Below are 13,291 nucleotides of genomic sequence, written 5' to 3' on the forward strand. Positions count from 1 at the left end.
GATAGCGGCTTTCCGAGCAGGCCGGGAAGCCGAAGGTTGCAGCCGTGTCTGACGTAATTGAATATAAGAGCTGGGTCTGCCTGATTTGCGGGTGGATCTATAACGAGGCAGACGGGCTGCCGGACGAAGGCATCGCTGCCGGCACGCGTTTTGCCGAGATCCCAGCGCACTGGCGCTGTCCGTTGTGCGACGTCAGTAAGGCCGACTTCGCCGTGGTGGAATTCTGAGCACCGCGCCGATGCGCCCTGGGATCGTGCTCGTGGTATCCTTACGACCCCGTGATCCCGGCGACTCCCCGCCGCACGGCCATGTTGCCGGTACGCGGCTTTGGACAGGCCACCGGATCGCATATCGTCGATAATGGCACCCTCTCGCCGTAGCACAATGGATAGTGCACGCGCCTCCTAAGCGTGAGATTCAGGTTCGATTCCTGACGGCGGGACCATACTGCTTGACGGCCCGTATACTCGTGATCCGCCGGCGCTTCGCATGCGACACCGCGTCGCGACGATGTGGTGCACCGCACATAAATGCTATCCATCGGACGGTAAGGTGTGGCAAACCCACTGCGATGCGCGGGTGCAAGCGCGCCGCGCGGTCCCTACATGTCCCGGACCGGGCAGTGCGACGCGAACCGCCTTCTCACGCCAGATATGACTCTTTCCGGACGTGTATCCACGAGCACGCTGCTGACCGTTGTTGTGCCCGTCTACAATCTCGAAGACTGCATCGCGAATGCGTTGCAGTCGATACTCAAGCAACGCCATCTCGACGAGATCACGACACTGGTGATCGACGACGGCTCGACTGACCGCTCCCGCGAGCGCATCGACGCGATCGTGCGAGCCAATCCGCACGCCGATATCCGGGTGATCACGCAGCCCAACGGCGGATGCAGCGCGGCCCGTAATACCGGCATCGCACAGGCGCAGTCGCCGTACCTGGCCTTCCTGGATGGCGACGACGCGTGGGAGCCGGACTTCTCCGACAAGATCATTCCGATCCTGCGGATCGGGCGCGCCGACGTGATCGACTACAACATCTGGATCGTGGGCCGCAACGGCAAGCAATCAGACGAGCTGACGATGATCGGCGCCGAGTGGGCTGGCGAGCATCAGGTGGACGATCGGCTGCTACTGGATGTCGCAGCCACCTACGAGATGTTCGCGTGGGCCCGTATTTACCGGCGCTCGCTGTGGCATGGCATCGCGTTCCCGTCTGCCCAACTGTACGAGGACGCCGCGGTCACGCCGTACCTGTATTTGCGTGCCCGCACGGTGCATCGGCTCAGCGAGCGCCTGTACAACTACTATCGACGCTCGGGCAGCATCACGCAAGTCATGAACACGCGCAGCGTGCAGGACCTGGCCAAGAATGTCGAGCGCGCGCTATCGCAATGCGCTGACCCGGCGCACCGGAATTACTGGATGACACTCACTGCGATGGGATTCGCACACGCGCGCCGGGAAGCGGCCCGCGTCGATGGCCATACGTTGGGCGACGCGCTACGCATCATTGACACGCTGGCCCAGCATTGCCGCACCGTCGCGCAGGCCTACCCGGAACTGGCTGAACACGTGTCATTTGACAGCTATCGCGGTGCGCTATACCGGGAGCGTGCAGTGTTCCTAGCCAAGCGCGCGATCAAGCGCCTGATCGGTCGGGAGCGACGCCCGGGAGCACCGCCTGCCGCGGGCAAAAAGACCTCGGCCGCGGTACCCGCGCTGCAAGACGAGCGCTGAACAAAACGCTGCGGCACATTCGCTGAATGCCGCGCATGAAACACGCCCACGTGATGCCGCACCAGCCAGCGCGCCGGCCGCGACGCGAACAGAAGGCCCGTGGCAATTGCGCATGACAGGCATCGCGTGACCGCGGGAAAACGCGCTCCACGTCAGCAGCGTCGGGTCTTGGACAGCCGTGCCCGAAAACAAGCCATGCAGCGCCGACTCGTCGGTCGGCCGCTCGCGAAGCGGTGGTGTTTGGCACATTGAATTGTCACGAAGTTGTGGTATGTGCAGCCACGCCCTTGGTCAGGCAATCGCCGACGTACGGGCCGCCGCGGCCAGATCCATTAATATTGCCGGTTTCGCCGTTACCTTCCCCTCATATCGTCATGACCGTGCATCGCGAACCGCTCAGTGTGATCATCATCACGCTCAATGAGGCCCACGACATCGAAGCATGTCTAGCGTCCGTGCGCGACCTGGCCGATGAGATCGTCGTGGTCGACGCCGGCAGCACCGATGCGACGGTGCAGATCTGCGAGCGTTTCGGCGCACGGGTCGTCACAGCAGACTGGCCGGGGTTCGGCCCTCAGAAGAATCGAGCGCTCGCGCTCGCCACCCTGCCGTGGGTGCTGTCGCTGGATGCCGACGAGCGCGTGACGCCACAGTTAAGGGAATCGATCGAAGTGGTGTTGGCCGGGCGCGGGCCATCCGGCTATATAGGATATGCGATGTCCCGCCGCTCGCAATTCTGCGGCCGCTGGGTCAATCACTCGGGCTGGTCGCCGGATTGGGTGGTCCGGTTGTTCCGCCGCGAAGCGGCCAAATTCTCGAACGATGCCGTGCACGAGCGGCCAATCGTCGAAGGCCCCATCGGGCGCCTTGACGGCCGGTTACTGCACTACAGTTATCGCTCTAGCGAAGAGGTGGCAGACAAGACACTGGCCTATGCTCGCGCCGGCGCCCGGATGTTGCGTGCGCGCGAGCGCCGCATCAGCGCATTGGCCCCCCTCGCGCACGGCGGCTTTGCTTTCGTGCGCACGTTCATGTTGCGAGCTGGATTCCTCGACGGGCTGACGGGCCTGGGCATCGCGCGAATGAATGCGCGGGCGACGTTCCTAAAGTACCACTATGCGCGGCGCGCAGACCCGTCAGCGCGCGGCGACAGCGGCACTGGCAACACTGGCAGCACCTGGCGGGGGCTGCGCATCGGGTTGTCGTGCCAGGCGCTGCGCCACGCCGGCGGCTTCGAGCGCTACGCGCGCGACATCATTGGCGCAATGGCCGCGCGGGGCGTGCGCCCCATCGTCTTCGCCCGCAAATTCGATAAAACGCTGCCCGAGTACAAACTCGTCGACGCGCAAGCCATCCGGGTCAACTGGCTGCCGCGCGCGCTGCGCGACGCGGCGTTCTCCTGGCGGCTGCGCGCGCGCCGTACACGGAGCCAAGCGGACATCGTGATCGCGTGCAATCGGGTCGACTCAGCCGACATCGTCGTATGCGGCGGCACGCATCCGGGCGCATTGCGCCATGGTCGCAACAAGCCAAAATGGAACGACGGCTGGCAAACCGCGCTAGAGCGCCGCACCTATCACAACGCGGGCGTGGTCGTCGCCCACTCCAGGATGATGGCGCAAGAAGTCCAGCAGTATTTCGGCATCGCGCCGGACAAGATCCGTGTCATCTATCCCCCGGTGCGCAGCGATTGCTTCGCGCCGATGGCGCCGGCACAGCGCGATGCGATGCGGGCGCAGCTCGGCATTCCCGACGGGCACGCCGCATTTGTGTTCGTGGCCAACACCGGCAAGGGATTCGAACTGCTGCGCACGTACTTCGAGGCGAGCGCCGAGCCGGTCTGCCTGTTGGTCACGGGCCGCCCGGTCGCCAGCCCATCGCCGCGGATCCGCTCGCTCGGCTATCGTACAGACATGCAATGCGTGTTCGGCGCGGCCGACTTCACGATCGTGCCTGCGCCCTATGAACCGTTCGGGCTAGTGGGCATCGAATCGATCCTGTGCGGCACGCCGGTGCTCACCGCCGGTAACGTCGGCTGCGCCGAAGTCATCCGCGACGACGCGCAATGGCGCTTTTCGCACCTGGACGCGGGCAGTTTCGCCGCGGCGGTCGAACAGGCGCTCACGCGCTGGCGCGCCGGCACCGCGCGGCTCACCCGGCCCGACGAGCATCTGCTGTACGACTACGACGTGGCGTCCCACACCGCGCACTTGCTGGCGCTGGCCTCGGAACTCGCCGGCCGTCGCGCGTAGCGCTGCATCTCGTCGCCCCGTGCGGCGCCCGCCCCCTGTCGCGCCACGCGTGATGCTACACTCGCTCGTCTGGCGCGAACGCTGCGTCACGCGCGCCGCACGACAATGCCATGCGGCCGCCGTCATGTCGCGGCACCGCGCGTCGTCAATCTACCGGAGCAACGTCCATGGCTGAATTTCGCATTTGGTCCGATCGGTTCTCGCACAATGGATTCATGCCCAAGCAGCAGGAATTCGATGACCGCTCGTTTGGCGTCGACGGCGGCAACGTGTCGCCCGCGCTGCAATGGGCCGACCCGCCCGCCGATACAAAGAGCTTCGCGCTGACCGTGTACGATCCGGACGCGCCGACCGGCAGCGGTTTCTGGCACTGGGTTCTCGTCAATATCCCGGCACATGTGCGCTCGCTGCCGGATGGCGCTGGCAAGGCCGACGGCAGCCTGCTGCCAACCGGTGCGCTGCAGCTACGCAACGACTATGGCACGGTAGGCTTTGGCGGTGCAGCGCCGCCACGCGGCGACAAGCCGCATCGGTACGTGTTCCGCATCCACGCATTGAAGACTGACGCGCTGCCACTTGGTACGGACACGACCAACGCGGTGGCACGCTTCATGATCCACTTGAATGAAATCGACTCGGCCACCTATACAGGTCTGTACGAGCTGAAGTAATTGGGCGCGCACGCGGGACCTCGCGAGGGCTTGTCGCCGGCCTCGCGCTGCTGGCCACGCTTGGCGCGCACCCGTGCACGACCGGCATCACGTCGCGCATGGCGCTGCGCAGCTTTAGCTTCGGCCTGTTCCAGTCGCCCAACAAACGCACCATTCTCGCCTCGACGCCACGTGAGCACAGCGGTGGCGCGAGTGGCATGCTCGGCACGGCCCGACTGACCGGCCAAGCTGTCGGGGCCGCCCTCATTGCACTGATTTTCAACGTCACCGGTAACTAGGGGACGTTCTCCATGCTGGCGGTGGCGGCTACCTTTTCAACGCTGGCGGCGACGATAAGTTTTGCGCGGCGTCGATCCGTTGCGTCGCTGCTGATTGGATACAGGCATGCTGCTTGCTCAGAAGAGGGGCATGAACGTACCACCCAAAACATCATCGCATATTAATTTCGAGGATGCGCCACCTTCCTTCGACGGCGCACGAATGATGCTTGACTTCACCGCGTCCGTCGATGGACGCCTAGTGCGGTGCTCGGTCAGCGCCGAAGCCCTTGAGGACCACTTCGGCGCCGCGTCCGCGCTCGAGAGCGAATTGCTGCAGGCGTTCGAGCGCGGTCGCAACCGCATCCATCGAGTCGCTCGGCTCGCACTGGAGGACAGCGACGGCCAACCCGTCGTGCTGCACAGTGGCCTGTTCCGGATCTCGGCAACCTAACGCCGCCAGGCAACCTGCCCACTCATCCTGCAAAGGAGGCTTTATGTCACTGATCGTTGCGGGACGCTTCACCTCGTTCCCACAAGCCGAACGCGCGTCGCAGGCGCTGTTCGAGCATGGTTTTGTCCAAGAGGACGTTACCTTATTCTTCGTCAACCCACCCGGCCAGCACGCGCGCTTTCCGATCGGCGGCGACGTATCGACCGACCCCGGCGCACGCGAAGCACCGAAAGGCGCGGCCAAGGGTGTCGCGCTGGGTGCTGTGGTGGGCGCGGTCGTTGGCGTCGCGGTCTTTGTGCTAGCGGGCGCGCCGATGTTCGTATCGATCGTCTCCGCCGGGGTCGGCGCTTACGTCGGCTCGATGATCGGCGCGATGAGCCATACCCGACGTGCGCTCGAACAGCATCACGGGCGCGAGCGCTTCGTCGACCGCGAGGCACGTGACGCCGGCGTGCTGGTTGCCGTGCACGTGGACGCGACCACACAGGAGAATGCGTCACGTGTGTTGCGCGATGCAGGTGCGCTAGATATCGAGCGCGCCTCCGGACGCTGGCGCGACGGGCGCTGGGCTGACTTCGACCCGACCCGTGCGCCGCACGTGGAGCGCGACAGCCAGCCCGATCTCAACGAGCGGCACACTTAATCCCGCCGCATTGCGGGGTGGCAACCGAGCCACTGGTAGCCGCACGGACGGGCCACCGGTAGCCGAGCAAGCGGGATGGCCACCCGCATACTGGATCTGCGCGGTGCGCAGTTTCCGATCAACCACAACCAACGGAGGTACGCGATGGCAACTCATATTGTTTCCGTTCTAAACGACCTGATCGAAACGTCCAAAGACGGCGAAGCCGGCTTCCGCAAGGCGGCAGAGGATGCGTCGAACCCGGAATTGAAGACGCTGTTCGCCAGTTGTGCCCAATCGTGCTCGCAAGCGGTCAGCGAGCTGCAAGCCGCCGTCCATTCACTCGGCGGTAAGGCCGAAGATCACGGGTCCGCGTCTGGGGCGCTACACCGTGGCTGGATGGACCTGAAGTCAGCCATCAAAGGTCGCAGCGACCACGAGATCCTAGCGGACTGCGAAAAAGGCGAAGACGTAGCAAAGAAACATTACCGACAGGCGCTGGATGAAGCGTTGCCTGCGGACATTCGGATGCTCGTCGAGCGGCAATACGAAGGCGTACTCAAGAATCATGATCGCGTACGCGAATTGCGCGACGCTACGGCACGATAATCTGCCTGCGCTGGATGCGGCGACGCACGCCGCATCCGACAGGGGCGTGGGGACGGGTCCATCAAGCCGCTTCGCCGCGGTTGTGGCACGTCACCACGCGATGTTTTACTGCATATCGAGGCAGCGTCAATTCGCGATGTGCAGGTCGTTGTGCACGCGGGTCACGCCGTCAACTGTCCTAGCCGCGGCGGTGGCAGCTTCCTTCGCCTCGCGGCTGGGTACTGTCCCGGTCAAGCGCACCGCGCCAGCCGTGGTCTTCACGTGGATATTCTGAAAGCCTTTTACGCCCTTCGCGTTCAGCAATGCAGCCTTGACCTTCGTGGTAATGGCGCCGTCGCTGATTTTCTCGCTGAGCGTTTCGGAACCCGACGATTGCGCGGCCCTGTCGCTGCCCGCGCTTTGGGCGGCCAGCCCGGCCACATGAGCTGCACAGATCATGCCAATGGCAACGCGGATCCATGGTGTCGTTTGCATTGTCTTCTCCTAGATTGAAGTGGCAAGGGTGCTGCAAGGATCGTACCCATGATCAATGCGCGTCATTGCGTCGGCGCGCGGCGGTCGCGCTCACCTCCGCACCGAGCAGAAACACCGACGATGAAAAATACAGCCACATCAGCAGCACGGCAAGGGAGCCTGCAGCACCAAACGTGTTGGCGGTGCCCGCGTGTGCCAAGTAGAACGCGAAGATATTCTTGCCGCTGGAGAACAGCAGTGCCGCCGCCAAGCCGCCCGCCAACGCATCGCGCCATTGGATCGACGCATCGGGGACGAACTTCAGCATCGCAGAGAATGCCAGCCATAGCGAACCGAGTGTGGCCACGTGCTGCACCGCATTCGCTATCAGGTACGACGCGCTTTGCGGTCCCCAGAACCATTGCCCGATCACGCTGATCGCGGTGTCCAAAATCAGCAGCACAACGATCAGGAATGCCACGCCAAGCACCAGGCCAAACGAGATCAAGCGCACCCGCATCAGGCTGAGCAGGCTGGCGCGCGTATCGGGTTCCGGCACCGGCCAGATCGCGTTCAACGCGCTGTTCAGCGTCGAGAACGTAGCGGATGCGCCGATCACGATACCCAGAATCGACACCGTAGTCGTACGCGTTGCCATATCGGCGTGCCACGCGTTCGCCACGATGGCCTGCACGCCTTGTGCGGCTTCGTCGCCAACCACGCCGCGTATTTCGCCGAACAACCGGCCTTGCACCGCATCCTGTCCGAAAAAAAACCCGGCCACCGCGATGACGATAACCAGCGTCGGTGCGAGCGAGAATGCCGTATAGAAAGCGATCGACGCCGCCATCGTCGGGCAGCGGTCCTTGATCCAATGCGTGACCGGATCCGATACCCAAGCCAGCAGATTCATCGTGCGCAAGCGCATCGTCAAGACAACGTGCTGGCAGGCAACCGCACCGGCACACCGGGCCGGGCGAACGCCGCCGGCTGCGCCATCACGCGCAGAGTCAACGCGTCGTCGCGGTCCACCACTTCACGCAGATCGCGCATGAATGAATCACGCCATACAGATAGGTCGTTCTGCCGCAATACTGCCATCATCGCTTGGTGCCGCTGTTGCCGGTCCACCAAAGGCATCGACAACGCGCGGCGCATCGCGTCGGCGACTTGCACTAGGTCGAACGGATTGACTATCAATGCACCCGGCAATTGGTCCGCGGCACCGGCAAACTGCGACAACACAAGCACGCCAGGATCGGCGGGGTCTTGTGCTGCGACGTATTCCTTGGCCACCAAGTTCATGCCGTCGCGCAGCGGCGTCACGCACCCGACCTGAGCCGCGCGGAACAGCGACATCAGCAAGTTGCGCTCATAGTTACGGTTCAGGTACAGGATCGGGGTCCAATCCAGTTGGGCAAAACGGCCGTTGATCCGGCCCGCCTCCGCCTCCAGGTGTTTGCGAATCGACTGGTAGTTTTGCACGTCGGTACGCGTAGGCGGTGCGATCTGCATCAGTGACACGTGCCCGGCCAGGCTCGGCGAATCCAGCAACAGCCGTTCGAATGCCTGAAACCGCTCGGCAAGCCCCTTCGAGTAGTCGAGCCGGTCTACACTGATGATCAGCTTGCGCTCACGCATGTTGTCGTGCAGCCCGACCACCTGCTTGCGGCTGGCGTTTTGCTGCGCGGCTTTCGCAATGGCATCCGGGTACACGCCGATCGGATACGCAGCAGCCTTGAACCGGTGGTCGAACGCGTGGACCATCCCGTTGCCGAGCAACTGCCCGCCGCATTCGCGCTGCACAATGTCGGTAAAAGACTGCAAGTCGCTGCCCGTCTGGAAGCCGACCACGTCGTAACTGCACAGCGCTTTGAGCAGCGTGGCGTATGGCGGGATCGTATGCAGCACCTCGGGTGCCGGAAATGGAATATGCAGGAAAAACCCAATCGGATTGCGCATGCCGAGTTCGCGGCATGCCTTGCCGAACGGGATCAAGTGGTAGTCATGCACCCAGATGATGTCATTCGGCCGAACCAGCTTCTGCAATTGCCGGGCGAGCATCCCGTTGACGCGCATGTAGCCTGCGTAGTCGGCGCGGTCGAACCGCGTCAGATCGTTCCGATAATGAAAAGCGGGCCACAGCGTCGCGTTTGAAAAACCGCGATAGTACTGATCATAGTCACGCCGACTGAGGCCGACCGTTGCGTAGGTCACGTTGCCCCGGGTCTCGATCGTTGGCTTGCCCGCTTCACCGCCGATCTCGCCATTCCAGCCAAACCATACGCCGCCGGCCTCCTTCAGCGCATCGTAGACGCCGATTGCCAGCCCTCCGGCCGTGGGACGGCCCTCCTGCGCCGGGGCGACCCGATTGGATACCACGATCAATCTGCTCATAGGGATTGCCACCTGCTGTTCGTTTAAATGAAATCACCGACACCCTCATGCAAGTTTTGTGCCGATTGCTGCAATGCACAAAAAAAGCCGAGCACGGCCGACGTCCCGAAAGGCGCGATGGGGCAAGTTCCCGGCAGGATGATCGCGATCGTGTTACGCGTCCTGCTCTGTGCCGATTTCTCGTTGATAGTCCAGGCCGGCACGGCGGGTGCCGCCCTGGTTGTCGACGCCATCTGCCGGCGCGTCAGGTGCAGGCCGGTTCTGCCCGGCCGATATGCTGTCTTCGTGGTCGCCCGCGTTACCCGTGCCGGTGGACGGCAACCGGTCCGGCCATTGGCCGGCTTGCGTGTTTGGTCGGCTCATTGCGCCTCCAACTTGCACTGCGTGGTCCTTGATTCCACCGTACCCGTGCGGCCAAGCTTTCGCGCCGCCTTCGCGTGGCGGGGTAAACGTTACGCCCCGGGTTGTAATCCTTACAACGACAGGTACGCAGACCGGTCTTCACGGGCGCCGCGGCCGGTGTCGTCGGCGTCCGTTGCCCTGGCCAATGTGCGCGTCAGCCATTGAGCCACGCGGGTCGCCCGCATAGGCGACGTCGGCCAGACTCGTGGAACGCCACTGCCTACACGTGCGGCATGTCCGGGCCTTGCGGCGGTGGATCGCCGATCGGCGGCATATCGGGCCCGGGTGGATCACGCGTCGGATCAGGCGGCGCTTCGTCCGGCGGCATGTCCGGCGGTGGCACCTCGGGCGGATGCGGCGTGGGCGTAAGTGGATCGGGCTGCGGCGCATGAGCGCGCCATTTGAGCGTTGACATAGATCGCTTCCTCAAAGGAGACGATAAGGAAACCAGCAACCCGTATGCCGGCTACCCCTGCCAAAGAACCCGCCGGTCAGTCCCGCTCACGCCCGGGCGCCTGTTCATCGATCAGCTAAGCCTATTCGTCAGTTACCGGTGTACTTCGCCCCGACGTTCTCCGGCGCCTCGTCGCTGTCACCGGCGTCCTCGCCTGATGCGTGGCGCGCGTCATCGCCATATTCGACCAAGCGGTTGTACAGCGTCTTCAAGCTGATACCGAGGATCTCCGCAGCCCGCGTCTTCACGCCACCGCATTGCTCCAACGTGGCCAGAATCAGTTGACGGTCCGCGTCAGCCAGCGACGTGCCGAACGGGATGGTCACCGCAGTGCCGGCGGACGGCTTGGACAGCGAGATCTGCAGCGGCACCGATGCGGTCGCAGACGAATCAGCCGGCGCCATGATGTAAGCGCGCTGCACGTAGTTCTTAAGCTCGCGCACATTGCCAGGCCACGTGTACGACAGCATGGTTTCCTTGACCGAAGGCGGAAAGTGCTTGTCCGTGCCGTAGCGCTGATTAAGCTCGTCCAGAAAGCTCTGCGCAAGCAACTCGACATCCTTGCCGCGCTCGCGCAGCGGCGGCAGGCTGATCGGAAATACGTTCAGCCGATGATAGAGATCCAGCCGCAGCTTGCCCTCGAGCACCGCCTGCTCGGGATCGCGATTGGTCGCCGCGATCAGCCGCACGTCGGTCTCGATCTCCTTAGTGGTGCCAACCCGCATGAATACGCCCGTCTCGAGCACGCGCAGCAGCTTAACCTGCAACTCGATCGGCATCTCGGTGATCTCGTCCAGAAATAACGTACCACCGCTGGCCCGCTCGAAATAGCCTTTGTGCTGTCGGTCCGCGCCAGTGAACGCGCCCCGCTCATGACCGAACATTTCCGACTCGATCAGCGTCGGCGACACCGCGCCGCAATTGACGGCCAGAAACGCCTGCTTGCGCCGCAAGCTCAACTCGTGCACGGTCTGCGCGGCCACTTCCTTGCCGGTGCCGGATTCACCGACCAGCAGCACCGAAGCGGATGTCGGTGCCACCCGGTTGATCTGGTCATAAACCTGCTGCATCGCCGCCGAATTGCCTAGCATCAGGCCAAAGCGCCCAAAGCGGCGCAGTTCGCCACGCAACGTGCCGATCTCGGCGCGCAGGTCGCCGGTACGCGGGATCCTGGCGAGGATCGCCTTGACCCGTTGCACATTGATCGGCTTGACGAGGTAATCCGTTGCGCCCATTTTCAGCGCACTGACCGCGGACTCCACGGTGGCGTGCCCGGTAATGACCACGATCTCTACGCCGGAGCGCAGATCCAGATCGTTGAACAAGTCCACGCCGCTGCCATCCGGCAGCTTCAAGTCGGTAAAGACGACGTCTGGCACCTGCCTGACGATCTGGATACGCGCCTCGCGCACGTCGCCGGCCATCGCGATGGTCAGACCATCGCCCGTGACGATCTCCGCCAACGCGTTGCGGGAATTGGGGTCGTCATCGACTATCAGTATATGCGGCATGAGAAAGGAATCGTGTCCGGAAAATAAGCGGCAAGTCGGCAGCCCCACGGACGTTGCGCGTCAACGCGCATGCGACGTGCCGCCTGCCAATTTGAAAAAATTGCGCGCCCCATCCAGGACTATTACGCCAATCGCGTAATAATGCCATTTAGAAGTCTTATTCGGTGCGTAAAGTTGATTACAAAGAATAATCGACACGCTCGGGGCTCTCAGTGTAACCGCTTCCGGTCGAGCGCTCAAAACACAATTCGTTTACGCCAAAACGACTGACGCTTCAGAATAAGCAATTGCCGCTGAGTTGGCGCGGGTGGTTAAATAGGGTTTCTTTGCACCAGAAAGCAATACACCATGTCGTTAAGCGAGGCGGACGCGCCAGTGGCGTCCGATGAACAGCACTCACGCACAATCCCGCACCCAAGGGTGCCGGGCCTGAAGTCGTTCGGCCTACTGTATGGCTCGTCCGACGCAATGCTGGGTCTATACGAGCAAATCGAGCGGGTCGCGGCCACCGACGCGACCGCGTTGATCGTCGGCGAGTCCGGAACCGGCAAAGAATTGATCGCACGCACGATCCATGACGCCAGCCACCGCAAGGATGGCCCGTTCGTCGCAGTCAATTGCGGCGCCATCCCGGACAACCTGATCGAGGCCGAGTTGTTTGGCCATGAAAAGGGCAGCTTTACGGGCGCCGTGCAAGGCCGCATCGGCTACTTCGAACATGCGCACGGCGGCACGCTGTTTTTAGACGAGGTCACCGAGATGTCGCCGGTGCGTCAGGTCAAGCTGCTGCGTGCGTTGGAGACCGGCACATTCTATCGAGTCGGCGGCAACGAGTTGATCACCGCCAACGTGCGCGTGATCGCCGCGACCAATCGCGACCCGGCCACCGCGGTCAAGGAAAACGGGCTGCGCGAAGACCTGATGTACCGGCTTGCGGTTTTCCCGTTACGCGCGCCGCCGCTGCGCGAACGCAATGGCGACCGCGAATTGCTCGCGCAGTATTTTTTGGCCGAGTTGAACACCCAGGAAAATACCAGCAAGACATTCAGCAAGCGCGCGCTCGACACGGTGCGCACTTATTCGTGGCCGGGTAACGTGCGCGAATTGAAAAATGCGATCTATCGTGCGTTCATTCTGGCGGAGAAAACCGTCGAGATTCAGCATCCGCATCTGGCGTCGCGGGTCAAGAAGCCGGTGCTGCAAGGCGATGCAATGAGCGTCTGGGTCGGCACGCCGCTTGCCGATGCGCAAAAGCAAATCATCCTGGCGACGCTGAAGCACTGCGGCGGTGACAAGCGGCGCGCGTCCCAAACTCTTGGCATCAGCCTGAAGACGCTATACAACCGTCTGGGCGCGTATGAGGCGCAGGCGTGCGCGGATTCGCCCGAGAGCAACGAAGGCTGAGCAGTTTATCCCGCTTACAACTATTCCCATTCTTTGCCGCGCATACCCAAGTAGGTCGCTCCT

General features: G+C 63.0%; 15 protein-coding genes and 1 tRNA gene. 10 read left to right on the forward strand and 6 right to left on the reverse strand.

Annotation, left to right across the window (positions count from 1 at the left end; genetic code table 11):
- The first annotated feature begins 44 nt into the window (after window positions 1-44).
- The 9 genes from B0O95_RS03500 to B0O95_RS03540 all read left to right on the forward strand — a co-directional run bounded on the left by B0O95_RS03500 (window position 45) and on the right by B0O95_RS03540 (window position 6,607).
- Window positions 45-227, forward strand: coding sequence for a rubredoxin (locus B0O95_RS03500; RefSeq protein ID WP_104076664.1), 183 nt, complete (start codon window positions 45-47; stop codon window positions 225-227).
- Between the two features lie 143 nt (window positions 228-370).
- A tRNA-Arg gene (locus B0O95_RS03505) sits at window positions 371-445 on the forward strand.
- A gap of 208 nt (window positions 446-653) precedes the next feature.
- A complete protein-coding gene (locus B0O95_RS03510) occupies window positions 654-1,742 on the forward strand; it encodes a glycosyltransferase family 2 protein (protein WP_158249442.1) in 1,089 nt (362 codons plus the stop codon).
- A 374-nt stretch (window positions 1,743-2,116) separates the two neighbouring features.
- Window positions 2,117-3,994, forward strand: a complete 1,878-nt coding sequence (locus B0O95_RS16990; RefSeq protein WP_104076666.1) for a glycosyltransferase — start codon at window positions 2,117-2,119, stop codon at window positions 3,992-3,994.
- A 167-nt stretch (window positions 3,995-4,161) separates the two neighbouring features.
- The gene (locus B0O95_RS03520; protein WP_104076667.1) at window positions 4,162-4,665 is read left to right on the forward strand and encodes a YbhB/YbcL family Raf kinase inhibitor-like protein; all 504 of its coding nucleotides are present in this window, start codon (window positions 4,162-4,164) and stop codon (window positions 4,663-4,665) included.
- Between the two features lie 98 nt (window positions 4,666-4,763).
- Window positions 4,764-4,943, forward strand: a complete 180-nt coding sequence (locus B0O95_RS16995) for a hypothetical protein (RefSeq protein ID WP_104076668.1) — start codon at window positions 4,764-4,766, stop codon at window positions 4,941-4,943.
- 130 nt (window positions 4,944-5,073) lie between these two features.
- Window positions 5,074-5,376 (forward strand): DUF1488 family protein, encoded by a 303-nt coding sequence (locus B0O95_RS03530; RefSeq protein WP_104076853.1) that lies wholly within the window; start codon window positions 5,074-5,076, stop codon window positions 5,374-5,376.
- Between the two features lie 43 nt (window positions 5,377-5,419).
- On the forward strand, window positions 5,420-6,019 hold the full coding sequence (locus B0O95_RS03535) for a hypothetical protein (protein WP_104076669.1): 600 nt from the start codon (window positions 5,420-5,422) through the stop codon (window positions 6,017-6,019).
- 144 nt (window positions 6,020-6,163) lie between these two features.
- Window positions 6,164-6,607 (forward strand): PA2169 family four-helix-bundle protein, encoded by a 444-nt coding sequence (locus tag B0O95_RS03540; RefSeq protein ID WP_104076854.1) that lies wholly within the window; start codon window positions 6,164-6,166, stop codon window positions 6,605-6,607.
- Window positions 6,608-6,733: 126 nt separating this feature from the next.
- Here the strand turns inward: B0O95_RS03540 and B0O95_RS03545 are convergent, their stop codons facing one another.
- The 6 genes from B0O95_RS03545 to B0O95_RS03570 form a co-directional block, all read right to left on the reverse strand.
- Window positions 6,734-7,081: a BON domain-containing protein gene (locus B0O95_RS03545; protein ID WP_104076670.1), complete on the reverse strand. Its 348-nt coding sequence runs from the start codon at window positions 7,079-7,081 to the stop codon at window positions 6,734-6,736.
- 52 nt (window positions 7,082-7,133) lie between these two features.
- Entirely contained in the window at window positions 7,134-7,988 is an 855-nt protein-coding gene (locus B0O95_RS03550) for a YihY/virulence factor BrkB family protein (RefSeq protein WP_233203089.1), read from the reverse strand.
- Window positions 7,989-7,990: 2 nt separating this feature from the next.
- The gene (gene otsA / locus B0O95_RS03555) at window positions 7,991-9,457 is read right to left on the reverse strand and encodes an alpha,alpha-trehalose-phosphate synthase (UDP-forming) (RefSeq protein ID WP_104076671.1); all 1,467 of its coding nucleotides are present in this window, start codon (window positions 9,455-9,457) and stop codon (window positions 7,991-7,993) included.
- 153 nt (window positions 9,458-9,610) lie between these two features.
- Window positions 9,611-9,820 carry a hypothetical protein gene (locus B0O95_RS03560; protein ID WP_104076672.1) on the reverse strand — a complete coding sequence of 70 codons (210 nt, stop codon included), beginning with the start codon at window positions 9,818-9,820 and terminating at the stop codon, window positions 9,611-9,613.
- 259 nt (window positions 9,821-10,079) lie between these two features.
- Window positions 10,080-10,274 carry a hypothetical protein gene (locus B0O95_RS03565; RefSeq protein ID WP_104076673.1) on the reverse strand — a complete coding sequence of 65 codons (195 nt, stop codon included), beginning with the start codon at window positions 10,272-10,274 and terminating at the stop codon, window positions 10,080-10,082.
- Window positions 10,275-10,402: 128 nt separating this feature from the next.
- Window positions 10,403-11,824, reverse strand: a complete 1,422-nt coding sequence (locus tag B0O95_RS03570; RefSeq protein ID WP_104076674.1) for a sigma-54-dependent transcriptional regulator — start codon at window positions 11,822-11,824, stop codon at window positions 10,403-10,405.
- 348 nt (window positions 11,825-12,172) lie between these two features.
- On the opposite strand from B0O95_RS03570, the gene B0O95_RS03575 reads away from it, so the two are divergent.
- The gene (locus tag B0O95_RS03575) at window positions 12,173-13,228 is read left to right on the forward strand and encodes a sigma-54 interaction domain-containing protein (RefSeq protein ID WP_104076675.1); all 1,056 of its coding nucleotides are present in this window, start codon (window positions 12,173-12,175) and stop codon (window positions 13,226-13,228) included.
- Window positions 13,229-13,291: the final 63 nt, after the last annotated feature.

The organism is Mycetohabitans endofungorum (assembly GCF_002927045.1).
Lineage (GTDB): Bacteria > Pseudomonadota > Gammaproteobacteria > Burkholderiales > Burkholderiaceae > Mycetohabitans > Mycetohabitans endofungorum.